Raw genomic sequence first — 26,931 nt, forward strand, 5'->3', positions numbered from 1 at the left:
TCATCTGTCGTTCGCGGTAAATCCAGCCTAGGGCTAGGCTATGCGAGCGACAAACGACCATTTTTTCCAACTACAGATGAGAGAAACTCAGCCATGGCGCACCGTCGGTTACCTTCGCTTTCTGCGCTGCGGGCCTTCGAAGCCGCCGCCCGCCACGAGAGCGCCAAGCAGGCCGCCGAGGAGCTGTCCGTCACGGCCACGGCGATCAGCCACCAGATTCGTTCGCTGGAGGAATCCCTCGGTGTGGCGCTGTTCCTGCGCAAACCAAGAAAGCTGGAATTGACCGACCAGGGGCGCGAGCTGCAACAGACGCTGGAAGCCGCGTTCGACAGCATCAGCGCTACGGTCGAACGCCTCAGCGCGGCGCCTCGTCGCCAGGCAATCACCCTCAGTACCACGCCGGCCATCGCGGTGCGCTGGTTGGTGCCCTGGGTTTGCTTGCTGCGCGATTCCCATCCGGATATCGACCTGCGCTTCCATACCTCCCATGAGCCGGTGGCGCTGGATGGCGTCACGGCGGATATCGCCATCCGCTACGGCGACGGCCGCTGGCCGGGGCTGGTGGCAGAGAAGCTGTTCGATAACACCTTCGTCCCGGTTTGCAGCCCGCACCTCGGCTTGCGGGATGTAACCGAGCTGCCCAAACACCCATTGATTCACTTCCGCGCGCAAGCCGCCTTGTCCGCGCCGATCCATTGGGCGTCGTGGCAAAAGCTCACCAACGTGCCGGGGCTGGACGTCAGCGCCGGACTGGTCTTCTCCGACGAGACCCATGCCATCTCCGCCGCCATCGGTGCGCAGGGTGTGGCGCTGATGAGTCGGCAGCTGATCGAGGATGAACTGAGGGAAGGGCGGCTGGTGCAGCCGTTCGGGCCGGAGATGGAAGGCAAGCCGTTTCACCTGGTTTATCCAGAGAGCCGTCGGGATGACCCGACGGTACGGGCGGTGAGGGAGTGGGTGATGAAGGTGCCGGGTGGGTTGTGTGAGTTGTAGCTTCGCTGGTTGTTTGCGTCCGTGCCGCTGCTGGTTCCGAGCTGCTTGATACATTGGTTCCGCCCTGCTGGGCGGGTCCCAGTCGCCCGGATGGCCGGCCCCGCCAAAAGGAGCCAAAAAGGCTTGCCCCTGCATCCGGCCCTGCGCTTCGCTCCGGGTTCGTTTGCTCCATCGCCATTCCAGGGGCACACCGCGAAGGGCCATCCCTGGCCCATCGCGGCTCTCGCGGCATCCATGCCGCTGAACCCCTTCCACGGCGATTCCACTCGCCCTCCTGAAGGGGCGGTTGGTGTCGCCTGCCGGTCTGTACAGAAGAAATAATTGAACCAAAAGATTAGAAGGTGGCGCGAACTCGGCTCCTCGTTAGGAGGCTGACTGGAGTACTGCGTAGGACGCGAGGCATGTACGCCGAGCGAGGAACGAAGGGAAAGGGAAGAGAAGTCCTTCTTTTTATTATAGGCACTCGCAAGCCATTTATTTTCAGTATTATACTTGTCACGTGTTTTAAATTAAGGAATGAAGGATCTCATATGCTCAGTTGGAATCGGCTTTTAAATCAAGGGAGACGGAAAGATAAGCTAAAATCGGGTGGGGTGTCCGCTACCGCCAATGGTAGATTCGAAATCGAACGAGACTATGATCGCATTCTTTTTTCGGCTCCAACGAGGCGTTTAGCTGATAAAACTCAAGTATTCCCTTTAGATAAAAATGATAGCGTAAGAACTAGGCTTACCCACTCGCATGAAGTGGCCACTTTAGCAAGAAGTATAGGCTTACGTTTGGTATACGAGAAAGCGAGTCTTTTTGAAGGTGCTGGTACAAGTGAATTTATTCAGCGCAGTATTCCTGCTTTATTGGCGGCGATAGGGCTTGTTCATGATTTGGGTAATCCACCTTTCGGACATCAAGGGGAGTATTCAATTAGGAGCTGGTTTTCTAAAAATAAAGAAGGGGTTTTTGGAGGTGAAACCGAGGACTCCCATGACTTCTTGAATTTTGATGGAAATGCTCAGACGGTTCGCCTTGTAACAAAATTACAAATATTGAATGATCAGTTTGGCCTTAATTTGACCTATGCGACGCTTGCGGCATTATTAAAGTATCCTGTATCGACAGAAAATGTATCTAAGGAGAAATGGAAAAAGCAAGGGTTCTTTAAGTCTGAGAAAGAGATAGTTGGTGAGGTTTGGCAGGCTACTGGGCTCTCTGAAGGGATTAGGCATCCGCTAACTTATATAATGGAAGCTTGTGATGATATTGCGTATTCAGTTTTGGATGCTGAGGATACGGTCAAAAAAGGATTGGCTTCATACTATGATCTGTTGAGATATTTGGAAAAGAACTGTACCTATGATGCAATAGCTGCTGGCGTTATCGCCTGTGCTAAAGAGCATAGTTCGGATTTTGAAAAGGGCTCACTAAGTCCGCAAGAGCTAAACGACTGCTCAATGCAAATGTTCCGCGTTCATGCTATTACGGCAATGGTTAAGGCTGTTGTAGAAAAGTTTTCTGAACTGTCTAAACGGTTTTTAGATGGGGAGCAGGTTTATAAGGGATTGATAGCGGTTTCTGATGCTGGGAACTTTTGCAAAGTATTAAAAAGCTTCGATCTGGCATACGGATTCAAGCATAAAAGTGTGCTTGAGTTGGAGTTGCGTGGTAATAATTACATTGAAGAAACTATGGATATGTTGTGGGTTGGTATTCATGGGCGACTTGATGAAAGTTATGAGTCAAATACGCCATTCGGTAAGTATGTTTACTCAAGGATATCTGAGAGCTATAGGCGTATTTTCTCAGACCCATCTAATAAATTGTCGACGAGCTATAAGGAGGCGCAGCTTTTGGCTGATGCAGTTTCCGGAATGACTGACAGTTATTTGATTGCGCTACACTCAGAGCTAAAGCCTCTTTATGATCGACATTGCTGCTAATCGTCAGGCCTTCAAAAAGCGAGTAATACGATTTTTTGAGTCGCCAAAAAGATCTGATGTCGCAAATTTCATTGGGCGTCTTTCCTCGCTTGGTGAGGTTTTGGTTTTTGGTGGGGTGTTGAGAGATATTGCGCTTTTTGGGGCAAAAAAATTTAACTCTGATATCGACTTGGTTGTAGATTGCTCTGTTACAGATCTTTCAGACTTCTTTGCTGCTGAAAATGCGGTCTTTAATAGAAATAAATTTGGTGGGTATAGGGTGGAGGTTGGCGGCTGGGCGGTGGATGTTTGGTCTATTCGTGAAACTTGGGCGTTCAAGCACGGCTACGTTCTGTATGAGGGGCGTGAGAGTTTGCTTCTGACCACTGTTATGAACTGGGATGCTGTGGCCTTCTCTTTCAAGGATAAGCAAATAATTTCATGTCCGGCTTATTTGGATTGTTTAAGGATGGGCGAGCTTGAAGTTGTTTTGACTGAGAACCCCAATCAAGTAGGGGTTTTGATTCGAGTGATTCGGGCCATTTGTGATAAGCGCGCAAAAATATTAATGCCTAGGGTGCTGAAATATTTAAAGCGCGAGCTTCCAAGGTGGACGTCAGGTCAGGTAGTTGCGGCTCAGATTGAGTTGTTCGGTAAGATTTATTTGTCTGAGTTCGATTTTTACACTTTTAGAGAGGAGATTCTTTCTTTACGGGAGGATTTGTTTGGAAGCCCTGTTTCACTAAAGGGTAGGAACTTGTCGCTAGCCTTTGATCAGTGATGGTTTAAGATTCAATGAAAAGGCCCTGAAAACAGGGCCTTTTTGCTCGCAATTAGTTACTGGTTTGGCTTGGCCATCAATCCCAACTCAACGCCCCACCCGTCTGATACTCAATCACCCGCGTCTCAAAGAAATTCTTCTCCTTCTTCAGATCCATGATCTCGCTCATCCACGGGAACGGGTTGGTAGTGCCCGGATACTCTTCCTTCAGGCCAATCTGCGTCAGACGACGGTTGGCGATGAACTTGAGGTAGTCCTCCATCATCGCGGCGTTCATGCCGAGGACGCCACGGGGCATGGTGTCGCGGGCGTATTCGATTTCCAGCTGGGTGCCCTGGAGGATCATCTGGGTCGCTTCGTCCTTCATCTCGGCGTCCCACAGGTGCGGGTTTTCGATCTTGATCTGGTTAATCATGTCGATGCCGAAGTTCAGGTGCATGGACTCGTCACGCAGGATGTATTGGAACTGCTCAGCGGTGCCGGTCATCTTGTTGCGGCGGCCCATGGAGAGGATCTGGGTGAAGCCGCAGTAGAAGAAGATGCCTTCGAGTACGCAGTAGTAGGCGATGAGGTTGCGCAGGAACTGCTTGTCGGTCTCCGGGGTGCCGGTCTGGAAGGTCGGGTCGGAGATGGAACGGGTGTACTTGAGACCCCAGCTGGCCTTTTTCGCGACGCTCGGGATCTCGTGGTACATGTTGAAGATCTCGCCTTCATCCATGCCCAGCGATTCGATGCAGTACTGGTAGGCGTGGGTGTGGATCGCCTCTTCGAAGGCCTGACGCAGGATGTACTGGCGGCACTCGGGGTTGGTGATCAGGCGGTAGGTGGCCAGCACGAGGTTGTTGGCGACCAGGCTGTCGGCGGTGGAGAAGAAGCCGAGGTTGCGCTTGACGATGCGGCGCTCGTCTTCGCTGAGGCCGTCCTTGCTCTTCCACAGGGCAATGTCGGCGTTCATGTTCACTTCCTGCGGCATCCAGTGGTTGGCGCAACCATCCAGATACTTCTGCCAGGCCCAGTCGTACTTGAAGGGTACGAGCTGGTTGAGGTCGGCGCGGGCGTTGATCATGCGCTTCTCGTCGACGCGCACACGGGCCGATTCGCCTTCCAGGTCGTGGAGGCCTTCCTGTACGTCTAGCTCGTCCAGTGCACGCTTGGCACGGGCGATGGCGTCGGAGTCACTGGCGGCAACGGCGCGGGCTTCTTCGACGGAGCCGGCGGCGTCCTGGTCGAGCTTGACCGGTGTTTCGTTGCTGGCCGCAGTGGCTTTTGGGGCGGCCGGCGTGGCGATGCCTGGTGCGGTGGTGGTTTCTTCTTCGTTGAATTCGTCCCAGCTCAGCATGTGCGATAGCTCCTGATCGGGGACCGGGTTTGGCCGGTCGGTATGTATGGTTGCTTTTGGTTTGCACGCAAAAGCGGATGTTTTGGTTAGGGGAGGGTGGTGGTGCCCTGCGCCCTTTGTGTTCTGTATCAGGTCGGGGTTTGGGCCCGGCCTTGGTGTTGTCTGGTGGGCTGCCCCTCACCCTAGCCCTCTCCCCAAAGGGGCGAGGGGACAGGATTTGAGGTGGCTTCGGACTTGGTTAACGATCCAGCCCCCTGCGTTGGCGAGTAGTGGATCGCGAGCAAGGCTAGGCGTCCCCGACTAGGCGTCCCCCTCGCTCCTACAAAAAGAGCATCGCTTTTCAGCAGCAGCACGGTGCAAGCGGTTTCCGGAGCGAGGCAGCGCTAGGCGTCTGCCAAGTCGGAGCCCCTGAGCGTACAGCTGTACGTGATGGGGGCCGGCTTGGCGGACAACAACGCGCGGCCCGCTCAGATTCGTGCGTCGGCCAGGCTCCTTATTGGCAGGCTTCGCAATCCGGTTCATCAATGGCACAGGCCTTCGGTACCGGTGCCGGGCCGGCGGACATTTCCGGGGCTGGCGCGGCCTTGGCCGGCGCGGCGCTGAAGCCGTCGCCATTGCCGCTGGACACGGCGTTGAGCTTGCCGGTGCTGACGGTGGACTTCTCGGTGCTGGTCGCGGCCAGGGCACGGAGGTAGTAGGTGGTTTTCAGGCCACGGTACCAAGCCATACGGTAGGTCACGTCCAGCTTCTTGCCGCTGGCACCGGCGATGTAGAGGTTCAGCGACTGAGCCTGGTCGATCCACTTCTGGCGGCGGCTGGCGGCGTCGACGATCCACTTGGTTTCCACTTCGAAGGCGGTCGCGTAGAGGTCTTTCAACTCCTGCGGGATGCGCTCGATCTGCTGTACAGAACCGTCGTAGTACTTGAGGTCGTTGATCATGACCGCGTCCCACAGGCCGCGCGCCTTGAGGTCGCGAACCAGGTAGGGGTTGATCACGGTGAATTCGCCCGAGAGGTTCGATTTCACGTACAGGTTTTGGTAGGTCGGCTCGATGGACTGCGACACGCCGGTGATGTTGGCGATGGTCGCGGTCGGCGCGATGGCCATGATGTTCGAGTTACGGATGCCATTCTTGACGCGGGCACGTACCGGGGCCCAGTCCAGGGACTCGGTCAGGTCGACGTCGATGTACTTCTGGCCACGCGCTTCGATGAGGATCTGCTGCGAATCCAGCGGCAGGACGCCCTGGCTCCACAACGAACCCTGGAAGGTTTCGTAGGCGCCACGCTCGTCGGCCAGGTCACAGGAGGCCTGGATGGCGTAGTAGCTGACCGCTTCCATGGACTTGTCGGCGAAGTCGATGGCGGCGTCGGAACCGTAAGGGATGTGCTGCAGGTACAGCGCGTCCTGGAAGCCCATGATGCCCAGGCCCACCGGGCGGTGCTTGAGGTTGGAGTTCTTCGCCTGCGGCACCGAGTAGTAGTTGATGTCGATGACGTTATCGAGCATCCGCACGGCGGTGCGCACGGTGCGCTCCAGCTTGGCGGTGTCCAGCTTGCCGTCGACGATGTGGCGCGGGAGGTTGATCGAGCCCAGGTTGCAGACGGCGATCTCGTCCTTGTTGGTGTTCAGCGTGATCTCGGTGCAGAGGTTGGAGCTGTGCACCACGCCGACGTGCTGCTGCGGGCTGCGCAGGTTGCACGGGTCCTTGAAGGTCAGCCATGGGTGGCCGGTTTCGAACAGCATGGAGAGCATCTTGCGCCACAGGTCTTTGGCCTGCAGGGTCTTGTAGTTCTTGATCTTGCCGTATTCGATCAGGGCTTCGTAGTACTCGTAGCGCTCCTCGAAGGCCTTGCCGGTGAGGTCGTGCAGGTCCGGTACTTCGCTTGGCGAGAACAGGGTCCACTTGCCGTCGTCGAAGACGCGCTTCATGAACAGGTCCGGAATCCAGTTGGCGGTGTTCATGTCGTGGGTACGGCGACGGTCGTCACCAGTGTTCTTGCGCAGCTCGAGGAATTCCTCGATGTCCAGGTGCCAGGTTTCCAGGTAGGCGCAGACCGCGCCCTTGCGCTTGCCGCCCTGGTTGACCGCGACGGCGGTGTCGTTGACCACTTTCAGGAAGGGCACGACGCCCTGGGATTTGCCGTTGGTGCCCTTGATGTAGGCGCCCAGTGCGCGCACTGGAGTCCAGTCGTTGCCCAGGCCGCCGGCAAACTTGGAGAGCAGGGCGTTATCGCGGATGGCGTCGTAGATGCCGCCCAGGTCGTCCGGCACGGTGGTCAGGTAGCACGAGGACAGCTGCGGACGCAGGGTGCCAGCGTTGAACAGGGTCGGCGTGGAGGCCATGTAGTCGAAGGACGACAACAGGTTGTAGAACTCGATGGCGCGGGCTTCGCGGTTTTCTTCCTCGATGGCCAGGCCCATGGCGACGCGCATGAAGAAGATCTGCGGCAGCTCGAAGCGGACGTTGTCCTTGTGGATGAAGTAGCGGTCGTAAAGGGTCTGCAGGCCGAGATAGGTGAACTGCTGGTCCTGCTCATGGTTGATCGCGGCGCCCAGCTTGGCCAGGTCATATTCCTTCAGGCGCGGGTCGAGCAGTTCGAACTGCACGCCTTTTTCCACATAGGCCGGCAGCGCCTTGGCGTAGAGGTCGGCCATTTCGTGATGGGTGGCGGACTCGGCGACTTCCAGGAAGCTCAAGGCTTCGGCGCGCAGGGTGTCCATCAGCAGGCGAGCGGTAACGTAGGAGTAGTTCGGCTCACGCTCGACCAGGGTGCGGGCGGTCATCACGAGGGCGGTGTTGACGTCGGTTTGCTCGACACCGTCGTAGAGGTTCTTCAGGGTTTCTTTCTGGATCAGTGCGCCATCGACTTCTTCGAGGCCTTCGCAGGCTTCGGTGATGATGGTGTTCAGACGGCCCAGGTCCAGCGGCGCCAGGCTGCCGTCGGCACGCTTGATGCGGATGCTCGGGTGCGGCTGGGCGATGTCGCTGCTGTCGCTGGCGCTCTTGCGCTTGACGGCCTGGGCTTCGCGGTAGATCACGTAGTCACGCGCGACCTTCTGTTCGCCGGCACGCATCAGGGCCAGTTCGACCTGGTCCTGGATTTCTTCGATATGGATGGTGCCGCCCGAGGGCATGCGACGACGGAAGGTGGCGGTGACCTGCTCGGTCAGGCGCGCGACGGTGTCGTGAATACGCGAGGAAGCGGCAGCGTTACCGCCTTCCACTGCGAGAAACGCCTTGGTGATGGCTACGGTGATCTTGTCGTCGGTGTAGGCGACGACGGTACCGTTGCGCTTGATCACGCGCAGCTGGCCCGGGGCGGTAGCCGCCAGATCCGGTGCATCGGCTGACAGCGGGTTCTCGCGAGTGGATTGGTTCTGCATGGGGGCTCCGGATTCTATTTTGATCGCGTTCTGATTCTGTCTGCGCGGGCGTGGTCGCGCCCGGGCGTCTGTTGTTGCATGAGTGTTGCATGAGCCGTGCCCCGCATCGCAGGACATGACGGTGTCGCAAGGAATAGCCCTGACTCAGCCGCTAACGAGCTAAGTCGATGCCGGAAGGATAGTCAGGCTGGAAAAACTGTCAACACAATATGTTGTGTTTTGTCTGGGCTCCTGGCACAGCGGTAGATGCGGGCTTGGAGTCAGGATGACGACTGTCGAAGGCGTGCATTTATGCTTGACCTGTGGCTGCCGACGGTGTTGCAGAGCGGTGAGAGGCGCGCCGTGCGCTGGCCCCTTCGATATGTGTCGATTGTGTTGCTTAGCGTGCGTAGGCCCAACATCTAGGGGCTACGGCGCGCAGGGGCGACAAGATAATGCTGGCTCAGGGCCAATGCAAGGCGCGTGGCTGGGATAACCTGTGGATAAGGTGTGTGCGGTTTGTGGGTGAAAGTGCGGCGCCCGGCCGCAGCCCGCATGGTTCCGGCGCTTGCCTGAATGCCGACGAAATACGCGCCGTCGGGCATATTTTCTCAAAGGACGATGACACTACATGTAGTGTTTGCCGTTGCCCGCTTTTTGTGCATCGTACCTGGCGGGCGTTGGGTACAATGCGCGCTGTTCGGTTTGTGGCCTGACGGGCTGACAGGGGGCGGGGATGGAGCAAGAGACGTGGCGGATTCTCATCGTCGAGGACGATCGGCGGCTGGCTGAGCTGACGCAGGAATACCTGCAGAGCAACGGTGGCTTCGAGGTGTCGATCGAGTCGGACGGTGCTTGCGCTGCTGCACGCATCATCGAGGAGCGGCCGGACCTGGTGGTGCTCGATCTGATGCTGCCCGGCGAGGATGGCCTGTCGATCTGCCGGCAGGTGCGTGATCGCTACGATGGCCCGATTCTCATGCTCACCGCGCGGGCCGACGACCTGGATCAGGTGATGGGGCTGGAAACTGGCGCCGACGACTATGTCTGCAAACCGGTACGTCCGCGTCTGTTGCTGGCGCGCATCCGCGCCTTGCTGCGTCGCCGGGAGGTGCCTGAGACGCCTGCCAACAGCAAGCGCCTTCAGTTCGGGCCGCTGGTGATCGACAGTGCGTTGCGCGAAGCCTGGCTGCGCGAACAGCAGATCGAACTGACCGGCGCCGAATTCGATCTGCTCTGGCTGCTGACCTCCAACCCGGGCCGCATCCTTTCCCGTGAAGAAATCTTCGCCCAGCTGCGCGGCATCGAGTACGACGGCCAGGACCGCTCCATCGATGTGCGTATCTCGCGTATCCGCCCGAAGATTGGTGACGATCCCGATCACCCGCGGCTGATCAAGACGGTGCGCGGCAAGGGCTATCTGTTCGTTTCCGAAGCTGCCGTGGCGATGGTTTAGCGCCGCCGCTCATGAATTCGATCTTCCTGCGCATCTATGGCGGCATGCTTGGGGTGCTGGTGCTGGTGGCGCTGCTCGGCGCTGGCGGCCTGCACCTGCTGAACCAGGTTCGCGCGGACGATCACCGCGAGCGCCTGGCCAGCGGCACCTTCCGTCTGATGGCGCACAACATGAGCAGCATGACGCCGATCGAACGGCGCCAGGCGGCGAACCTCTGGGGCCGGCTGCTGGGCATTCCACTACGGGTGCGCACGTTGGACGACGTTCGCCTGGACAACCGGCTGGAAGCGCGTCTGCTGCGTGGGCAGGTGCTGGTCGAGCAGATCCGCCCGCAGAGCACCACCGTATTCAGCCTGGTTAGCGCTCAGGATCGGCTGGTGCTTACCGGGGAAGTCGAGCAGCTCAGCGAGCAGCTGGCGCGCGCCACCATCTATCTGCTGATCGACGAACTGATCCGTTATCCCGAAGCCGAGCAGCCGCAGCGGCTCGCAGAGCTGAAGCAGGCGCGCGGTTTTGGCTTCGATCTGGAGTTGCTGACCCGCGACAGCGCCAACCTCGATGACGACCAGCGCCGGCGCCTGGACGAGGGCGACACGGTGATGGCGCTCGCCCATCGCGGCGATGCCATCCGCGTGTTCGCCGCCATCGCGGGCACCGGCTGGATCATGCAGCTCGGCCCGCTGTACCAGATGAATCCCTATCCGCCGCAGCTGCTGGTGTTGATCGGCATGCTCGGCCTGTCGCTGATTGGCTTGACGGTGTATCTGCTGGTGCGCCAGCTGGAGCAGCGTCTGGGCGTGCTGGAAGGCGCTGCGACCCGCATCGCCGCTGGCAATCTGGAAACCCGCGTGCCGGACGTCGGCACCGATTCGGTTGGGCGCCTGGCCGCCGCGTTCAATGGCATGGCCAGGCATCTGCAACGCTTGCTGGCGGTGCAGCGCGAGATGGTCAGCGCGGTGGCCCATGAGCTGCGCACACCCGTTGCACGTCTGCGTTTCGGCCTGGAAATGACTGCCGAGGCGCAGACCGATGAGGCGCGTCGCAAATATCTGGAGGGCATGGACGGCGACATCGATGACCTCGATGCGCTGGTCGACGAGATGCTGGTGTATTCGCGGTTGGAACGTGGCTCGCCGACCTTGAATTTCCAGCAGGTTGACTTGGGAGCGCTGGTCGATCAGGTGATCGGCGAGTTGGCCCCGTTACGCGCCGATGTCAGTGTTGCCCGCGGAGATTGCGTCGCGGCAGCCGATGGCAGCTGCTGGGCTGAGGCGGAGCCGCAGTACCTGCGCCGCGCCCTGAGCAACCTGATCACCAATGCCATGCGCCATGCCGAGAGTCGGGTGCAGGTCAGCTTCGCCATCGAAGGGCAATCGGTGCGGCTGGAGGTGGACGACGACGGCCCTGGCGTGCCGGAAGCGGATTGGGAAAAGGTCTTCACCCCGTTCCTGCGCCTGGACGACAGCCGCACCCGCGCCTCGGGTGGGCACGGGCTGGGCTTGTCCATCGTGCGGCGAATCATCTACTGGCACGGCGGCCGCTCGCAGCTGGGCCACAGCGACCTGGGCGGCGCACGCTTCAGCCTGGTGTGGCCGCGGCAACACTCGAACTGAGCGCCGTACCGTAGGGTGGGCTTCAGCCCACGGGCACACATTGGTGAGAGCTTGCTGGTGGGCTAAAGCCCACCCTACGGGGATGTGCACGCTTCAAGTTGCGCGGAAGTGGTAAGCGCACCGTGGCGTGAACGCTGGACGTGGTGGATGCACGAACCAAGCGTAGGATGGGCTTCAGCCCGCCGGTACACATTGGTTAGGACCCGCTGGTGGGCTAAAGCCCACCCTACGGGGATGTGCACGCTTCCAGTTGTGCGGGTGTGGCAAGCACCCTGGCGTGAATGCTGATGTGGTGGGTGTAGGAACCAAGCGTAGGGTGGGCTTCAGCCCACCGATACACATTGGTGAGAGCTTGCTGGTGGGCTAAAGCCCACCCTACGCGAGCGTCCAGAGACGGCGTTGGTCAGCGGATTCGACCTTCCTGCAGCTCCAGCTCTTCCTTGGCGAAGTCGTCAACGTCGATGACCTTGCGTCGTGCCAATTCCGCTACTCGCAATTGCGCGGCTTCGGCAGCGTCGATGGTGCCGGCCGCGAGGGCTGTGTCGATCGGGCTTTCGCCTGGGATCAGTTTTACAGTGCCAGCTTTGAGCGCCTTGGCTAGCTTCTTCGCCGCGCCCTGGCTGGCGGCGATGGCTTCGAAGGCGTGCTTCAACGCGCCTAGTGGCTGCTCTGGATCGTGCGGGCGGTACATGCCATTGAGAATGCTCTCCATGGCCGGATCGCCTTCCGGGCGGCCGAGAAGGGCGGCGACTTCGGCGTCCAGTACATCGGATGGTCCCTTGTGGCGTGCGCCGAACGGAAAGACCAGCACATGTAGCAGGTGCCCGAGGATGCGGTTGGGGAAGTTGGCGAGCACGTCCTGCAGCGCGGATTCGGCCTTTTCCAGACAATCCTCCAGCGCCCAGCGCAGCAGCGGTTCTTGTTCGGCCGGATGGCCGAGGTCATGGAACTGCTTGAGTGCCGCGGAAGCGAGGTAGAGATGGCTGAGCACATCGCCCAGCCGCGCCGACAACCGCTCGCGACGCTTGAGCTCGCCACCAAGCAGCATCATCGACAGATCGGCCAGCATGGCAAATGCCGCCGCGATGCGGTTGAGCGAACGGAAGTAGGGCTGCGTAACCTTGTTCCCAGGCACGCGCCCCATCAGGCCGAAACTCAGGCCCAGCAGCAGGGTGCTGGCGGTATTGCTGACGGCGAAGCCGATGTGTTGCATCAACAGGCTGTCGAATTTCTTCACAGCGGCGTCGCGATCGGGTTCGTGTACCAACTCCATCTCACGTAGCACGAATGGATGGCAGCGGATTGCGCCCTGGCCGAAGATCATCAGGTTGCGCGAGAGGATATTCGCGCCTTCGACGGTGATGGAGATTGGCGCCGACAGCCACAGTCGACCGAGATAGTTGTTTGGCCCGAGGATGATGCCCTTGCCGCCGTGGATATCCATGGCGTCGGTGATGCAGTCGCGGCCGCGCTCGGTGAGGTGGTACTTGAGAATCGCCGACAGCACCGAGGGCTTTTCCCCAAGGTCGACAGCGTTGGCAGTGAGGATGCGCGCCGCATCCATCAGCCAGGCATTACCGCCGATGCGTGCCAGCGGCTCCTGAATACCTTCGAAGGCCGCCAGTGGAACATTGAATTGTTCGCGAACCTGCGCGTAACGACCGCCCACATAACTGCAGACCTTGGCCGCACTGGTTCCGGTTGCTGGCAGGGAAATGGAACGGCCGACCGACAGGCAGTTCATCAGCATCATCCAGCCTTTGCCGATCATGCCGCTGCCGCCGATGATGGCTTCCAAGGGCACGAAGACGTCCTTGCCCCAGTTCGGCCCATTCATGAAGGCGGCGCCGAGAGGCAGGTGACGGCGACCGATGTCGACGCCGGGGGTATCGGGTGGGATCAGCGCCAGGCTGATGCCGAGTTCTTCCTCATCGCCCAGCAAGTGGTCCGGATCGTAGGTCTTGAACGCTACGCCTAGCAGCGTCGCTACCGGGCCGAGGGTGATGTAGCGCTTCTCCCAGTTCAGTCGCAGGCCGAGCACTTCTTCGCCCTGCCACTGGCCGCGGCAGATCACGCCGCTGTCGTTCATCGCGCCTGCGTCGGAGCCAGCATAGGGGCCGGTAAGGGCGAAGCAGGGGATGTCGGTACCGTTGGCCAGGCGCGGCAGGTAATGGTTGCGCTGTTCGTCGGTGCCGTAGTGCATCAGCAGCTCGGCCGGGCCGAGAGAGTTTGGAACCATGACGGTGCTGGCCAGATCGCCGCTGCGGGTGGCGAGCTTCATCACGATCTGGGAGTGGGCGTAGGCGGAGAAGCCCTTGCCGCCGTATTCCTTGGGAATGATCAGGGCGAAGAAACCCTCGGCCTTGATGTACTCCCAGGCAGCAGGCGGCAGGTCCATGCGCTGGGCGATGTCCCATTCGCTGACCAGGGCGCAAAGGGTTTCAGTGGGGCCGTCAAGGAAGGCCTGTTCCTCCGCGGTCAGGCGCGCCTTCGGATAGCCGAGCAGGGTGTCCCAGTTTGGCCGGCCGCTGAACAGCTCGCCATCCCACCATACGGTCCCGGCGTCGATAGCGTCGCGCTCGGTGGCCGAAATGGGTGGTAGGACCTTCTTGAACCAGTCGAACATCGGGCCGCTGAAATACTTCAGGCGTACGTCGGCGACCAGTAGCGGTACCGCTACTGCAATCAGCACGAGCCAGAGCAGGAATACCACTACGCCGGAGGTATCAGCGGCGGTCATAAAGATCAGGTAGGTGGCGACGATTACCAGCGCCGGCACCGGTGATATGCGCAGGTGGGCAATTACGGCAATGCCGAGCAGTAGAACCAACAGCCAAAGCAGGGTCATGGGTCTTATCCTTTTAGGTTCGAACAGCTTCCGTCTTCAGCATAGGCGCTTGCGCCGTTGCCGCGAAGGGGCGAGGTGTCGCCGCCGGCCAGCCGGCAGCGACAGGCGTGGCTTAGGCGTTTGGCTGAGCACTGCGTGCCGCTGCATCGGTATCGCCCGCGTTCTGATTGGCCGCCGGTTTCTCTTGCGGCACCCCTGCCACGGTGATCTCCGGCAGGCTGCCACCGATGAACTCCACGCTGCGGGTGGGGAAGGCAAACTGCACACCCAGTTCGCGAATGCCCTCCAGCAGGGCCAGGTTGATTTCCTGTTGGGTGTCCATGTACCGGTTGTAGTCCGAGACTTGCATGATGTAGACGACCTCGAAGGTCAGCTGGCTGTCGTCGAAACCGAGGAAATGCGCGCGGTCGAACTTGGCGACCTCTATGCCTTCGATGATCCGTTTCACCAGCGCTGCCACCTCTTTCACCTTCTCGGTGGGCGTGTTGTAGGTGATGCCGAACTTGAAGACGATCCGCCGGGTATTCATGCGCTTGTAGTTGTGCACGATCTGGCGCAGAAGGTCGGCATTGGCGATTACCACCTGCTCTCCGCTAAGTGCGCGGATGCGGGTGGTCTTCAGGCCGATGTGTTCGATATTGCCCGCTACTTCGCCGAAGACCACGAAATCGCCGATCTCGAAGGGTTTGTCCACACCGATGGATAGCGAGGCGAAGATGTCGCTGAGCAGCGTCTGCACCGCCAGCGCGATGGCGATACCGCCGACGCCGAGGCTGGCGACCATGGCGGTGATGTCGACGCCCAGGTTGGCGAGGATCGACAGCAGCATCATGGTCCAGACCACGATACGGATCATGATGCCGATGATGGTGGTGGTAACCGGGTTACGCGCCTTGCCGTCGCGGGTCAGGCTTTCCATCCACAGGCGCACGCCGGTGTCCATCCACAGGGCGAACTGGAACGCCAGGGCGATGAACCAGCCGTGGGACATCGTTGATTCCCAGCGTGGCGAAAGTTCGACCGTCTTCAATGCGATAAGCAGCGAAAAGGCCAGAATCAGCAGGTTGCTGGTGCGTGAAAGCAGTTCGGCGGCGATCCCGAGAAACTTGGTTTTAGCCCCCACTGCAAGCTTGCTCAGGCGCCGGGTCACGATGCCCAGAATGGTGCGAAGGATCAGGTAACTGGCGATGGTGATGCCCAGCACAATCGCCAGGTTGATCCAGAATGTCTCGTTCAGCAGGGCGTCCCAGTTCATCCATATCCTCCGACAAGGGTGCGCATGATGCGGCGAAGACCACGTTTTTCAGTGGCCCTTGCTGCTCATAAGTTCCCTTGTCGGCGGTCGGGCGGGGGAGGTGAGGCAGTCCGTGGTGTCAGTTGCTCGGCAATATCGAAGCAAGTTCGTGATAAGCGCCGGCGTTGATCACCTGGCTGTAGCCGAGCTTCTCCAGGACCTCTTGCGCGGCCGACGAGCGCCTGCCGCTGCGGCAGTAGACCACCACCGGCGTATCCTTTTCCGGCACCAGGGTGCCGATTCGACCTGCAAGGTCTGGAGTCTCAATGCGCGTTGCGCCCTTTAGCGCACCCTGGGCGAATTCCTCCGCGGTACGCACATCAATCAGCACAGCATCGGGTCGTTGCAACGTCTGGACGGCGATGCGCTGCTCGATTTCACCTGCCGTTGCGGCGGTGCTCAAGGCGAGTAACAGGAAAACGGCGGTCGTGCGCATGGGTGTTTCCTCACGGCGCGCCGGTGGGCGCGCTCAGCTGAATATGCGAGTCAGGTTGGGCAGGATCAGAATCACTGCCGTGGCAATGACGATCAGCGTCGCCTGCCGAAATTTATTCTGCTTGAGCATGACATGGCCTTTTATTCTTGTGTGTAGCGGATTGTCGCCTTGCCGAAAGGGCTGAGACGCTACAGCCCGAAGCTTCCACAAGGCGAGCTGTGGAGATGAAGGCGCGCCGGACACTCGCCCAGAGACAAAAGAGCAAGCAAGTTCCACACCAGCAAATAGATGGTTAGATGGAGCTGCGTCGTTCTTTCGGTTGTCTTCCATATGTAGATCAACTGGAGGGCAACCGATGAACAAGCCAAAGCTACCGTTATTGTTGCTGCTCACTGCCGTTTCTGGCGCTGCGTTTGCGCAACAGGAGGGCATGACGCTGCAGCAGGAGCGCAATCAGATGGGCGCCGATTTAGAGGAAAATCGCCAGCAGATCGGCCGTGATATCAACCGTATCCGCGAACCGGGCACCACGCAGGAGCAGGCGCCGGGCATCAATCGAGGCGGCGTTCAGAGTGACGCCTACAATCCCCAGCCCAACGTTCCGGGCGCTGCAAATCCCCCGGGTGGGACCGGGTTGCCGAGCGCACAGGGAAATGTACGCCAGCCCAATAGGGGCGTGGAGGCAAACCCTGCCCCCGGTTCCGCTCAGCCGCAAACGGCTCCGGGTGGTGCCAATGGAAACGCCAATCAGGGCGGCGTCACCCCGCCGGGTGGAATCGGAACAGGTAGCGGTAACGGCGCAGGTGGAGCCAACAGTGGCGGCGCCGCCAGCGGTGGAACGACGGGTGGCGCTGCCGGCCAGCGTTGAGGCGGCGGGCTTTTAGTGAATGGCTGCGCCGCTGCTGAGGCGTTTCAGCGTGGCCGGATCTGCCTGGCCGTCGAAGAATGACTGTAGCGCCTGCTCGAACGGGGCGTGGTCTTGGGCTGCCTGGGCGAAGAGGGTCATGCAGGAGCGAAACTTCAGGTCATCCGGGCTTCCCAGGATCTGCTGCGCGCTATCGGCGCAATGCTTCAGCACCGCCTCGGTGCAGGCCAGCAGTCGTGGTCCTAACACCGGGTGCTGCAGGTAGGCTTCTGCTTCGGCTCGTCCCGAAATGGCGTAGCGCTGCGCCATGGCGCTCCGGCCAAGCCCCTGCAGCTGGGGAAAGATGAACCAGATCCAGTGCGAGCGTTTACGGCCTGCGCGTAGCTCTTCCAGTGCTTGCTGGTACTGAGTCTGCTGGGCGTCGAGGAAACGTTGCAGGTCATACGGGTCAGCCATGGGAAGGCGTCCTGGTGAAGAAGGTGCCCCGCAATCTGCTACAGGTCGGCTGGGGCGGCAACTGCTGGCGGACGTATGGACGCAATTGGGCGCGGCAACTTACCGCTGGTTCCGCGAGGCCCGGTAGGCCGCAGCCCGTGCGTGTTTGCGATAATGGATGAGCAAGCGCTGGACTGTAGCGGCAACCTGACCGCAGATACCATTGCCAACTTTTTTCACCACGTGCCTAGCCCGAGAGGAATGACGGTGTAGAATCCGCGCCCCCAAAATTAGGAGGCAATACGTTGGTGATTCATTACTCCCCAGTCGATGGGAATGTCGCATGTGGACGTGCGGGATCGAGCTTGAACAGCTCCGCGGCTACCGGCCAGGTTTCCTGCAAGCTCTGCCTTCGCAGCGTTGAAAAGGTGGCTAGTGAGCCCGTGCGCAAGACGCCGACCCTCGCTGAGCTGAGAGCGGCGGCAAAAGCGGCCGCGACCCCAGCGGCCAGCTCGGAGGCTCTGAAGTCGGCTCCACGCCTGTCACCGCGCGCCGAATGGCAAAAAAGACTCGAGCAGTTGCCAGGGCGAAATCGCCTTCCCCGCGGCGTGTCTCGGCAAGCTTTCATCTAATGGTGGAGTTCGAGGGAAGTGTTTCTCCGTGAGAACGACACGCTTAGAGAATGGTGAGTTTTGGCCAGGTCTCGATCCAGTTCTTCGAGGCGATACGATCCAGGTAGGCTTGTCGTTTCTTGCGTTGAAAATGCGCTGTAGGCCTGACGATCAGATTGAATAGATCGTCCAGGCCGAGCGGCGCTGCGACCTCGATCTCGCCGTCCCTTCTTAGCCGCACCCCCACAGCAGTAGCCGTTTCGGGCCAATGGGCCATCGCGTCTGACGTCGATTTGTACGGTTGATCACCGTTGCGAAGGTGCATGCGCGCCTGATTCTTCACTGACCAGTCGAGCGAGTCGTCCGAACGCCTCAAGCGCGCCTCAATCTCGCCATCCGCGGCTTTATCGGCCAGTTGCGCTTCGAACCAGATGACGTCGATGTCTGATAGCGGGGTGAAGTCGGCGCGTCGGTGAAGGTGATCCCAAACCGCACTGCGCACAAACCCGGCCGCTACCCAGCAGTCCGGCAAGCCGAGCTCTTTGACGTGATGAAGAATTCGCATCCTTGCCGGATCGGCAGCGATGATTGATCGCAGCTGCGCAGCTCTGTGCATGAACGACAAGGTCCATCTGGCCGGAGATTTGTGAGTCGGCCGATCTCTGCGAGCCGGCCAGCCCTAAAACGACGAAGCCCCTGAAAGTCTTACGACTCCAGGGGCTTGCGTGATTTGCTATATGGCGGTGAGGAAGGGATTCGAACCCTTGATACGATTTCTCGTATACACACTTTCCAGGCGTGCTCCTTCAACCGCTCGGACACCTCACCGGATCGACGGAGGTTCATGTCCGTCTAGGCGCGCTAATGTAATCGAACGCACTCCCTTTGGCAAAAACTTTTTTAGCCTATTCATGTGCTTAACAAATTCGCATCGCTCAGGTGACAGGGTGCACGTTCCGCTAGACTGCTAGTGCAATCTTGGCTGACGCCTAGGTTATTTTGAAAAGAAGCCGAGGAGCTCACCCGTTCGATGAAACTGACCAGCAAGTCAGGCAGCAATACCGATACCTTGTTGGTGCCAACCCGTCGCCGGGTCGCTGCTGCCAACCTGGAGTTGGGTATGTTCGTCTGCGAGCTGGATCGACCATGGAGCGAAACGAATTTCGCGTTCCAGGGTTTTCCGCTACTGACCCCCAGCGAAATTCGCGCGGTGCGCAAATGCTGCGGGTTCGTTTACGTCGACGATACGCGGCGCGTTCTGCTGCAGCACGGCGTGCCGGTAGCGGTGGGCCCACCACGTATGCGAAAGCCGCGGGAGCGAACGCATCATGCGCTGTCCATTGAGGTGCAAGAGGCGCGCGCAGCCTATCGGGATGGTTCGCAGCTGATCGAGCAGGTGCTTGCCGATGTGCAGCACGGGCGTGTGATCGACACCCGAGCGTGCCACATCGCGGTAAAGCGCAATCTGGAGAGCATGCTGCGCAACGAAAGCGCGATGCTCTGGCTGATCCGTCTGAAGAGTAAGGATCTCTATACCAGCCTGCATTGCCTGTCGGTTTCGATCATGGCGATGGGTTTCGGCAATCACCTTGGCCTGCACGATGACAAGTTGCAGCTGCTTGGGATAGCGGGGCTGCTGCACGACGTCGGCAAGATGCGCATTGATCCCGAGATACTCAACAAGCCCGGCAAGCTGACGCCGGCGGAGTTCGAGGTGATCAAGCGACATCCGGTCTATGGTCTGGAGGCGCTTCGGGCGCAGCCGGGCATTCCCGAGGCTGCAATGCAGGCCGCCTATGGTCATCACGAGCGGCTCAACGGTACTGGGTATCCATTAGGCTCTGGCGCTGCGCAGATTTCCTATATGACGCGCATCATCACCATCGTCGATGCATTCGACGCCATCACCAGTCATCGAGCCTATGACTGCGCGCGGCCCGTGCAGTCGGCTTTCGAGATTCTGCGAAGTGCCAGCGGTGTGCAGTTTGACGAGGACCTCGTGCATGAATTCATCCGCTGGCTAGGTGCATTTCCGGTGGGTACGCTCGTTGAGTTGCACACCGGCGAGGTTGCCGTGGTGGTGGAGAAGCATCAGCAATACCAGCTCCGGCCCCGTGTCGTGGTGCTGCGTGATGCCGCGAAGCAGCGTTGCGCACCTCGTTATCTGGACCTGGCTCAGGTCACGGTGGACGAGGAGGGCACGCCCTATCGCATTTCCATCGGTTTGCCTGACGGCTCCTTCGGGTTGCATATCGCCGATCCGGAACTTCAATCCATCCTGCATCCAGAAGCACTGGCGGACTTCGAATTGGGCGTCTGACGACCATGCCCGCGCGCTTCACAATGCCCATCGGGCGATTGCTGCGTGACCGGCCGGTCGGTCATCGTGCTTTACCTGAGCCTGAGCGCTGGGTAACGTCTGCCCACTTCAAAACAAGGAATTTCGTCATGAGTGAGCTGGTCTCCTACCAATTCGAAGATGGCGTCGCGACGCTGACGCTGTGCAATGGCAAGGTCAACGCCCTTTCGCCTGCCGTGTTCGAGGCGCTCAACGCCGCGCTGGATCGCGCTGAGCAGGACCGTGCGATCGTGATCATCACCGGGCAGCCGGGCATTCTGTCCGGCGGCTACGATCTGAAGGTCATGACGTCGAGCCCGCAGAACGCCATGACGCTGGTCGCCACCGGTTCGACCTTCTCCCGCCGGATGCTGGCGCACCCGTTCCCGATCATCGTGGCGTGCCCGGGGCATGCGATCGCCAAGGGTGCCTTCCTGCTCTTGTCGGCCGACTACCGTATCGGTGTCGAAGGGCCATTCCATATTGGCCTCAATGAGGTGCAGATTGGCATGACCATGCACCATGCCGGTATCGAGTTGGCGCGCGACCGCCTGCGCAAGTCGGCATTCCACCGTTCGGTGATCAATGGCGAGATGTTCGACCCAGCGAGTGCGGTGGATGCCGGCTTCCTCGACAAGGTAGTGCCGACTGGTGAGCTGCTGGCAGTCGCCAAGGCTGCGGCCGAGCAGTTGAAGAAGATCAACATGGTCGCGCACAAGAACACCAAGCTCAAAGTGCGCAAAGCGCTACTGGAAACCCTGGATCAGGCGATCGCGCTGGACCAGCAGCACTTCGGCTGATCCTTAGGCCAGCTGCGCAAGAGAATTTTTTCTCGAGTGCGCACGATGGCCGGCCCTGCGTTTACACTGCGCCGGTGACGCCCCGCCGATGGCGGGGCGTTTTCATTTCTCATTCCGTGTCGCCTCGCAGGAGAGCCCCGATGTCCGCCCCGCACACCCCGGTAGAACGCGCCGATTTCGACCAGGTCATTGTTCCCACCTTCGCCCCAGCAGCTTTCGTACCGGTACGTGGATTGGGATCGCGAGTATGGGATCAGAGCGGGCGAGAACTGGTGGACTTTGCCGGCGGCATTGCGGTCAATGCGCTGGGCCATGCGCATCCGGCGATGGTGGCGGCGTTGACCGAGCAGGCCGGCAAGCTATGGCACATCTCCAACATCTATACCAACGAGCCGGCGCTGCGTCTGGCGAAGAAGCTGACGGCAGCGACCTTCGCTGATCGCGCTTTCTTCTGCAACTCCGGCGCCGAAGCCAACGAGGCGGCGTTCAAGCTGGCTCGCCGCTACGCCCATGATGTGTATGGCCCGCAGAAATTCGAGATCATTTCCGCGCTCAACAGCTTCCACGGTCGGACCCTGTTTACCGTCACGGTAGGTGGGCAGTCGAAGTATTCCGACGGCTTTGGTCCGAAGATCGAAGGCATTACCCATGTACCCTTCAACGATCTCGACGCTTTGAAGGCTGCGATCTCCGACAAGACCTGCGCGGTGGTGCTGGAGCCGATCCAGGGCGAGAGCGGCATCCTGCCGGGCGACCAGGCCTATCTGGAAGGCGCGCGCCAGCTGTGCAACGAGCACAACGCACTGTTGATCTTCGACGAGGTGCAAACAGGCCTCGGTCGTACCGGCGAGCTATTTGCCTACATGCACTACGGCGTCACGCCGGACATCCTGACCAACGCCAAGAGCCTCGGCGGCGGCTTTCCCATCGGCGCGATGCTGACCACCAACGAGATTGCCGCACACCTGAGTGTCGGCACCCATGGCACCACATATGGCGGTAATCCGCTGGCCTGTGCTGTTGCCGAGACGGTGCTGGATATCGTCAATACGCCGCAGGTGCTCGAAGGCGTCAAGGCGCGGCACGAGCGTTTCAAGGCCCGCCTGATGCAGATCGGCGAGCGCTATGGCGTATTCACCCTGGTGCGTGGCCGTGGTCTGCTGATCGGTTGTGTGCTGAGCGATGCCTGGAAGGGCAAGGCGGGTACCTTCTGTGCTGCCGCCGAAAAGGAAGCGCTGATGGTGCTGCAGGCCGGCCCCGACGTGGTACGCCTGGCGCCGAGCCTGGTAATCGACGAAGCTGATATCGACGAAGGACTGGATCGTCTCGAGCGCGCTATTGCGACGCTGACCCAGGCCTGATCAACCCTATGCGCGGCGCTGGCGGGTGTCGCGCATTCTACTAGCGAGAGCAATTCAATGAGCGATAGCCTGCAACTGGTTCTGGAAGATGTCGACGGAACCCAACTGGAAACCTCCTGCACCCGTTTCGCCGTGATCTGGCAGGGCCGCGAGGTTTGGATTCAGCAGGTCGGTAACGGTCAGCTGATGATCGGTGTGGACGTCGAGGATGGCGATACCGAGTACGCCAATCTGGTGCTGCGCCCGCTGGCAACCAATCTGGTCAGCCTGCAGTTGGAAATGGAACCGGTCGAGGCCGATGAGGACGAGCACGTCCACGGCCCTGACTGTAACCACTGACGGCATCCCGGCATGCTCGCCATCGGCAAGCTGCTGGAGCTGACTCTCGCGGGGCGTGAGCCCTGCGAGAAGATCCAGCTCACCCCGCATGGGGTGAAGCTGCACTGGCTGGCCGATGGCGCACTGCTGGTGTCGCCTCCACCCGCGCAGGATCAAGGGCTGGACCTGCTCCTGTCGGCGGGCATTCATGGCAATGAACTCATCCCCATCCATGTTCTGGATCGCCTGATTCGTGCGCTCGCACGGGGCGATGTGCAACCGCGTGCGCGACTGTTGCTGCTGTTCGCCAATCCTGCAGCAATGCGCAAATTGGTACGGCAGGTTGAGCATGATCTGAACCGTCTATTTTGCGGTGTGCATGCGGATGTCTGGGGCAGCGAAGCCATTCGCGCCGCAGAGCTTGAGGCATTGGTCAGCGGCTTCTTCAGCCTGCCAGGCCGCCAGCGCCGACACTATGACCTGCATTCGGCTATGCGCCCATCGCGCCTTGCCCAGTTCGCGATCTGCCCCTGGCGAGAGGGTGAGCAAGTTTCGCCCGAGGCGTTGGCCCGTTTGCAAGGCCTGGCAATCGACGGCGTTCTGCTGCAGCACCAGGCCACCTCTACGTTTAGCGCGATGACCGCCACGCTTCATGGCGCCGACGCGTTTACCGTTGAGCTTGCCGAGGGCAAGGGCGAAACCCTGCCACAGGCAGTGTTGCAGTTCGAGCGCGGCCTGAATGCGATGATCGAAGGGCGCGCGCTGCCTGCTGTTATGCAGGAGTCGCCGCAGTTGTTGCAGATTTCTCGCGAGATCATCAAGCGTAGCCCAGGCTTTCGGCTGTGTGTGCCCGCCGATATCGAGAATTTCGCGCCACTGCCGCTTGGCAGCGTGCTGGCCGAGGATGACGGCAAGCGTTGGATCGTCGACGAGCCGGGTGCGCGCATTCTGTTTCCCATGGCTGATGTCGCCGTAGGGCAGCGCGCGGCCCTGATCGTGACGCCGCTGGAAGAGTCCGAACCGAAGCGGTGAGGCGTACGCTGCACGAATGAGCGGTTGCAATCGGCCCGCGATGCCCATATCTACCTCCACTCCCTTCGCGTTGTGTGCACCTTCTTATGAGTACTGCTCTGTCAATTCGGCAGTTGACCAAGACCTATGGCAATGGCTTCCAGGCCCTCAAGGGCATAGACCTGGATGTAGCTGAAGGCGACTTCTTCGCCTTGCTCGGGCCCAACGGCGCCGGCAAATCCACCACCATCGGCATTCTTTCCACCTTGGTGAACAAGAGCGGCGGCACGGTCAATGTGTTCGGCCACGACCTTGATCGTGACCCGTCCGGACTCAAGCGTTGCCTTGGTGTGGTGCCGCAGGAGTTCAACTTCAACCAGTTTGAGAAGGCCTTCGACATCCTGGTCACGCAGGCCGGTTACTACGGCATCCCGGCGAAGATCGCCAAGGAGCGGGCTGAGCGCTATCTCAACCAGCTGGGCCTGTGGGACAAGCGTGATGTGTCTTCGCGGATGCTCTCCGGCGGCATGAAGCGGCGTTTGATGATCGCCCGAGCGCTGATTCATCAGCCGCGGCTGTTGATCCTCGATGAGCCAACGGCGGGTGTGGACATCGAGCTGCGCCGCTCGATGTGGTCGTTCCTCACCGAGCTCAACCGAGAAGGCATCACCATCATCCTCACCACGCACTATCTGGAGGAGGCCGAGCAGTTGTGCCGCAACATCGGCATCATCGACCGGGGTCAGATCGTCAAGAACACCAGCATGCGCGAGCTGCTCACGCAGCTGCATGTGGAAACCTTTCTGCTCGACCTCAAGGAGTCGCAGCTGGTGGCGCCTGAGCTGGGTAACTATCCGTCGCGGTTGGTCGACCACCACACACTCGAGGTGCAGGTGGAGAAAAGCCAGGGCGTGACCGAGCTGTTCCGCCTGCTGGGCGCCCAGGGTATCGAGGTGCTGAGCCTGCGTAACAAGACCAACCGACTGGAGGAGCTGTTCGTGTCGCTGGTGGAGAACAACCTGAAGGTGAAGCCATGAGCGGCGAGCTACGTCCCAACCTTGTCGCGCTGCAGACCATCGTCCAGCGCGAGATCCGGCGCTACACCCGCATCTGGCCGCAGACGCTGCTCCCCCCGGCGATCACCATGGTGCTGTACTTCGTCATCTTCGGTAGTTTGATTGGCGCTCGCATCGGCGATATGGGCGGCTTCAGCTACATGGATTACATCGTGCCCGGGCTGATCATGATGTCGGTGATCACCAACTCGTACAGTAACGTGGTGTCGAGCTTCTTCAGCGCCAAGTTTCAGCGCTCCATCGAGGAGCTGCTTGTTTCGCCGGTGTCGCCACATGTGATCGTCATCGGTTTTGCCCTTGGCGGCATCACGCGCGGGCTGGCGGTAGCGGTGATAGTCACGCTGCTGTCGATGTTCTTCACCGATCTGCAGGTGCACCATCTGGGCGTGACCGTGCTGGTCATCATTCTGACTGCGAGCATCTTCGCGCTGGGTGGCTTCATCAACGCGGTGTTCGCACGCAATTTCGATGACATCTCGATCATCCCGACCTTCGTGCTGACGCCGCTGACGTACCTGGGTGGGGTGTTCTATTCCATCAACCTGCTGTCGCCATTCTGGCAGACGCTGTCGCTGGCCAACCCGGTGCTGCACATGGTCAACGCATTCCGTTACGGCATCCTGGGCGTTTCCGACATTCGCATCGGCGTGGCCATCAGCTTCATGCTGGTGGCGGTGATCGCGCTCTATCTGGTGTCGGTTGGCCTGCTCAAGAGTGGTCGGGGGATGCGCCAGTAGGTGCGCTTCGTTCGGCCGTCGCGCCGATGTCGCTGAAAAGAACGCCGCGAAGCGCTAAACTTCGCGGCGTTTTCGTTCAGGTTCTCTTCCCATGCAGCATCCCGCCGAACACTCCCCGCTGGGCAAGTCCAGCGCTTACGTTGCAACCTACAGCCCACATCTGCTGTTTCCGATCCCGCGTGCGCCGAAGTGGGCCGAACTCGGTCTTACCGCCGCGACGCTGCCTTACCAGGGCGTGGATCTGTGGAATTGCTACGAGCTGTCCTGGCTGCTGCCTTCCGGCAAGCCGGTGGTGGCGATCGGTGAATTCGAGATTCCGGCAGACTCGCCGAACATCATCGAGTCCAAGTCTTTCAAGCTCTATCTCAATTCGCTGAACCAATCGGTATTCGAGTCGCGTGAGGCGTTGGTCGAGGTGATGATCGGTGATCTTTCCGCGGCTGCCGGCAAGCCGGTGAAGGTACGCCTGCGTACGCTGGATGAGGTCGCCGCGGAGGGCGTTGCGGTGCTACCAGGGCGCTGCATTGACGACTTGAATGTCGCTATCGAGCATTACGACCATCCGCAGCCGGAGCTGCTGGTCTGTGATGCCGGGCATGTGGTCGACGAGACCCTGCACAGTCATCTGCTGAAATCCAATTGCCCGGTCACCGGTCAGCCGGACTGGGGCAGTGTGGTGGTGGAGTACCGCGGTGCAGCTTTGCAAGCGGAGAGTCTGCTTACGTATTTGGTGAGCTTTCGTCAGCACGCTGACTTTCACGAGCAATGCGTGGAGCGCATCTTCCTCGATCTGCAGCGTCTGCTGCAGCCGGAGAAGCTGACTGTCTATGCGCGTTATGTGCGTCGCGGCGGGTTGGACATCAATCCATACCGCAGCACAGAGGCGATGGTCGTCGACAATCGCCGGTTAGTACGCCAGTAGAATAGGAGGCCGCATTGGCGGGCGCCGCGGCCTGACCGGCATGTTGTTCAGATTCCCATATTGGCAAGGGTCTGCATGATGTTGCGCAGCGTCATGGCCATGCCCGGGTGGCTGACCTCAAAGCGCTCGACCGCCAGGTTGACACCGTCTACCAGCGAGTCGTTGTAGTCGGTAGTGCCCTGCGTTGCCAGACGCGCTTCGATGTCTTGGGCAATCGCGTGCAACGAAGCCCGTTCCTCGGCGGTCAGCGGCGTGTCCTGGGCCAGTTGATTACGCAGTTCTTCGAGCTGCGACTGCAGATCATGTTCCGGCATTTTGCTTCCCTCTCATGGGTTTACGGACAACGTTAAATGAATCTGATAGCTGAAGGTTAAACTAGCGGCTCGACCTTTGTCTGTGCCTTTGCAGTGCGAGGCC

General features: G+C 60.0%; 23 protein-coding genes and 1 tRNA gene. 15 read left to right on the forward strand and 9 right to left on the reverse strand.

What is annotated here, in order from left to right; genetic code table 11:
- The first annotated feature begins 93 nt into the window (after positions 1–93).
- The 3 genes from gcvA to CXK91_RS14720 all read left to right on the forward strand — a co-directional run bounded on the left by gcvA (position 94) and on the right by CXK91_RS14720 (position 3,687).
- Positions 94–993, forward strand: coding sequence for a transcriptional regulator GcvA (gcvA, locus tag CXK91_RS14710; RefSeq protein ID WP_103456857.1), 900 nt, complete (start codon positions 94–96; stop codon positions 991–993).
- A 530-nt stretch (positions 994–1,523) separates the two neighbouring features.
- Positions 1,524–2,927 carry a dGTP triphosphohydrolase gene (dgt, locus tag CXK91_RS14715; protein WP_103456858.1) on the forward strand — a complete coding sequence of 468 codons (1,404 nt, stop codon included), beginning with the start codon at positions 1,524–1,526 and terminating at the stop codon, positions 2,925–2,927.
- Complete coding sequence (locus tag CXK91_RS14720; RefSeq protein ID WP_103456859.1) at positions 2,908–3,687, forward strand: hypothetical protein; 780 nt, start codon at positions 2,908–2,910, stop codon at positions 3,685–3,687. The genes dgt and CXK91_RS14720 overlap by 20 nt, the downstream gene beginning before the upstream one ends.
- 76 nt (positions 3,688–3,763) lie before the next feature.
- Here CXK91_RS14720 and CXK91_RS14725 read toward each other — a convergent pair whose 3' ends face one another.
- Positions 3,764–5,026 carry a ribonucleotide-diphosphate reductase subunit beta gene (locus CXK91_RS14725; RefSeq protein WP_103456860.1) on the reverse strand — a complete coding sequence of 421 codons (1,263 nt, stop codon included), beginning with the start codon at positions 5,024–5,026 and terminating at the stop codon, positions 3,764–3,766.
- A 493-nt stretch (positions 5,027–5,519) separates the two neighbouring features.
- Positions 5,520–8,414 carry a ribonucleoside-diphosphate reductase subunit alpha gene (locus tag CXK91_RS14730; RefSeq protein ID WP_103456861.1) on the reverse strand — a complete coding sequence of 965 codons (2,895 nt, stop codon included), beginning with the start codon at positions 8,412–8,414 and terminating at the stop codon, positions 5,520–5,522.
- Positions 8,415–9,129: 715 nt separating this feature from the next.
- On the opposite strand from CXK91_RS14730, the gene CXK91_RS14735 reads away from it, so the two are divergent.
- Both CXK91_RS14735 and CXK91_RS14740 read left to right on the forward strand, forming a co-directional pair.
- Positions 9,130–9,849: a response regulator transcription factor gene (locus CXK91_RS14735; protein ID WP_103456862.1), complete on the forward strand. Its 720-nt coding sequence runs from the start codon at positions 9,130–9,132 to the stop codon at positions 9,847–9,849.
- A gap of 11 nt (positions 9,850–9,860) precedes the next feature.
- Positions 9,861–11,462 carry an ATP-binding protein gene (locus tag CXK91_RS14740; RefSeq protein WP_103456863.1) on the forward strand — a complete coding sequence of 534 codons (1,602 nt, stop codon included), beginning with the start codon at positions 9,861–9,863 and terminating at the stop codon, positions 11,460–11,462.
- Between the two features lie 403 nt (positions 11,463–11,865).
- Here CXK91_RS14740 and CXK91_RS14745 read toward each other — a convergent pair whose 3' ends face one another.
- The 3 genes from CXK91_RS14745 to CXK91_RS14755 all read right to left on the reverse strand — a co-directional run bounded on the left by CXK91_RS14745 (position 11,866) and on the right by CXK91_RS14755 (position 16,040).
- Entirely contained in the window at positions 11,866–14,310 is a 2,445-nt protein-coding gene (locus CXK91_RS14745) for an acyl-CoA dehydrogenase (RefSeq protein ID WP_103456864.1), read from the reverse strand.
- Between the two features lie 112 nt (positions 14,311–14,422).
- Positions 14,423–15,565, reverse strand: coding sequence for a mechanosensitive ion channel family protein (locus CXK91_RS14750; protein ID WP_103456865.1), 1,143 nt, complete (start codon positions 15,563–15,565; stop codon positions 14,423–14,425).
- Positions 15,566–15,683: 118 nt separating this feature from the next.
- Positions 15,684–16,040 (reverse strand): rhodanese-like domain-containing protein, encoded by a 357-nt coding sequence (locus tag CXK91_RS14755; RefSeq protein ID WP_103456866.1) that lies wholly within the window; start codon positions 16,038–16,040, stop codon positions 15,684–15,686.
- A gap of 355 nt (positions 16,041–16,395) precedes the next feature.
- On the opposite strand from CXK91_RS14755, the gene CXK91_RS14760 reads away from it, so the two are divergent.
- Positions 16,396–16,908, forward strand: coding sequence for a hypothetical protein (locus CXK91_RS14760; RefSeq protein WP_103456867.1), 513 nt, complete (start codon positions 16,396–16,398; stop codon positions 16,906–16,908).
- Positions 16,909–16,920: 12 nt separating this feature from the next.
- Here CXK91_RS14760 and CXK91_RS14765 read toward each other — a convergent pair whose 3' ends face one another.
- Positions 16,921–17,361, reverse strand: coding sequence for a DUF1810 domain-containing protein (locus CXK91_RS14765; RefSeq protein WP_103456868.1), 441 nt, complete (start codon positions 17,359–17,361; stop codon positions 16,921–16,923).
- A 284-nt stretch (positions 17,362–17,645) separates the two neighbouring features.
- On the opposite strand from CXK91_RS14765, the gene CXK91_RS22930 reads away from it, so the two are divergent.
- Positions 17,646–17,972, forward strand: a complete 327-nt coding sequence (locus tag CXK91_RS22930) for a hypothetical protein (RefSeq protein WP_103456869.1) — start codon at positions 17,646–17,648, stop codon at positions 17,970–17,972.
- Positions 17,973–18,015: 43 nt separating this feature from the next.
- Here CXK91_RS22930 and CXK91_RS14775 read toward each other — a convergent pair whose 3' ends face one another.
- Both CXK91_RS14775 and CXK91_RS14780 read right to left on the reverse strand, forming a co-directional pair.
- Positions 18,016–18,567, reverse strand: coding sequence for a nucleotidyltransferase family protein (locus CXK91_RS14775; RefSeq protein ID WP_103456870.1), 552 nt, complete (start codon positions 18,565–18,567; stop codon positions 18,016–18,018).
- 122 nt (positions 18,568–18,689) lie between these two features.
- A tRNA-Ser gene (locus CXK91_RS14780) sits at positions 18,690–18,779 on the reverse strand.
- 202 nt (positions 18,780–18,981) lie between these two features.
- Here CXK91_RS14780 and CXK91_RS14785 point away from each other — a divergent pair.
- The 8 genes from CXK91_RS14785 to queF all read left to right on the forward strand — a co-directional run bounded on the left by CXK91_RS14785 (position 18,982) and on the right by queF (position 26,514).
- Positions 18,982–20,271, forward strand: a complete 1,290-nt coding sequence (locus tag CXK91_RS14785; RefSeq protein ID WP_103456871.1) for an HD-GYP domain-containing protein — start codon at positions 18,982–18,984, stop codon at positions 20,269–20,271.
- 128 nt (positions 20,272–20,399) lie between these two features.
- Positions 20,400–21,089, forward strand: a complete 690-nt coding sequence (locus CXK91_RS14790; protein WP_103456872.1) for a crotonase/enoyl-CoA hydratase family protein — start codon at positions 20,400–20,402, stop codon at positions 21,087–21,089.
- 140 nt (positions 21,090–21,229) lie between these two features.
- Positions 21,230–22,450: an aspartate aminotransferase family protein gene (locus CXK91_RS14795; protein ID WP_103456873.1), complete on the forward strand. Its 1,221-nt coding sequence runs from the start codon at positions 21,230–21,232 to the stop codon at positions 22,448–22,450.
- 57 nt (positions 22,451–22,507) lie between these two features.
- Complete coding sequence (locus CXK91_RS14800) at positions 22,508–22,789, forward strand: topoisomerase II (RefSeq protein WP_103456874.1); 282 nt, start codon at positions 22,508–22,510, stop codon at positions 22,787–22,789.
- 12 nt (positions 22,790–22,801) lie between these two features.
- Positions 22,802–23,800, forward strand: coding sequence for a succinylglutamate desuccinylase (locus tag CXK91_RS14805; protein ID WP_103456875.1), 999 nt, complete (start codon positions 22,802–22,804; stop codon positions 23,798–23,800).
- An 86-nt stretch (positions 23,801–23,886) separates the two neighbouring features.
- The gene (locus CXK91_RS14810; RefSeq protein ID WP_103456876.1) at positions 23,887–24,816 is read left to right on the forward strand and encodes an ABC transporter ATP-binding protein; all 930 of its coding nucleotides are present in this window, start codon (positions 23,887–23,889) and stop codon (positions 24,814–24,816) included.
- Positions 24,813–25,592 (forward strand): ABC transporter permease, encoded by a 780-nt coding sequence (locus CXK91_RS14815; RefSeq protein WP_103456877.1) that lies wholly within the window; start codon positions 24,813–24,815, stop codon positions 25,590–25,592. Before CXK91_RS14810 ends, CXK91_RS14815 begins: the two co-directional genes overlap by 4 nt.
- A gap of 91 nt (positions 25,593–25,683) precedes the next feature.
- Positions 25,684–26,514 (forward strand): NADPH-dependent 7-cyano-7-deazaguanine reductase QueF, encoded by an 831-nt coding sequence (gene queF / locus CXK91_RS14820; protein ID WP_103456878.1) that lies wholly within the window; start codon positions 25,684–25,686, stop codon positions 26,512–26,514.
- Between the two features lie 47 nt (positions 26,515–26,561).
- Here queF and CXK91_RS14825 read toward each other — a convergent pair whose 3' ends face one another.
- Positions 26,562–26,828: a DUF4404 family protein gene (locus CXK91_RS14825; protein ID WP_103456879.1), complete on the reverse strand. Its 267-nt coding sequence runs from the start codon at positions 26,826–26,828 to the stop codon at positions 26,562–26,564.
- Positions 26,829–26,931: the final 103 nt, after the last annotated feature.

The sequence above is a fragment of the Stutzerimonas stutzeri genome (genome assembly GCF_002909485.1).
GTDB lineage: Bacteria > Pseudomonadota > Gammaproteobacteria > Pseudomonadales > Pseudomonadaceae > Stutzerimonas > Stutzerimonas stutzeri_AH.